The sequence below is a fragment of the Aquabacterium sp. A7-Y genome (genome assembly GCF_026153205.1).
Taxonomy (GTDB): Bacteria; Pseudomonadota; Gammaproteobacteria; order Burkholderiales; family Burkholderiaceae_C; genus Caldimonas.
On the sequence record NZ_JAPFBW010000090.1, the window covers coordinates 1 to 711 of the forward strand.

Below are 711 nucleotides of genomic sequence, written 5' to 3' on the forward strand. Positions count from 1 at the left end.
GGGCACCGATCAGAACCACACCATCGACGAGGACGGCTCGCTGAGCGATTCCGTCTCGGCGTCGGATGCTGACAGCGATGCACTGATCTACTCAACCGGCACGGCACCGACGAACGGCACTGTCGTTCTGGACGCCAACGGCAACTACACCTACACGCCGAACGCCAACTTCAACGGCACCGACAGTTTCACGGTCCTCGTCACCGACGCGCAAGGCGCCACGGACACGATCACCGTCAATGTGACGGTGAACGCCGTCAACGACAACCCGGTCGTCGTGGGCACGCTGAACAACGTGAGCAGCACCGATGCCGCCACCATCAGCATCCCGACCAGCGGCGTCTTCCGCGACGCCGACATCGCCACCAACGGCGACCCGCTGATCTTCTCGGCCACCGGCTTGCCGGCTGGCCTGAGCATCGACCCGAACACCGGTGTCATCTCCGGCACGCTGCCGAACAACGCCAGTGTCCAAGGTCCATTCAGCATTGAAGTGACGGTCACCGACCAAGCCGGCGAAAGCACCAGCACGAGCTTCTCCCTGTCGGCCAACAACCCCGGCCCGGTGGGCGCCGACGAGAGCCGTACGATCGATGAAGACGGCTCGCTCACCGATGCGGTCTCCGCGACGGATGCCGATGGCGACGCACTGAGCTATGCGGCCGGTACCGCGCCGGCGAACGGCACCGTGGTGGTGGCCGCCAATGGCAG

General features: G+C 65.1%; 1 protein-coding gene. It reads left to right on the forward strand.

What is annotated here, in order from left to right; translation table 11 throughout:
• Positions 1-711, forward strand: a 711-nt coding sequence (locus OOT46_RS30655; RefSeq protein ID WP_265407409.1) for a cadherin-like domain-containing protein, incomplete at both ends; no start/stop codon positions are given.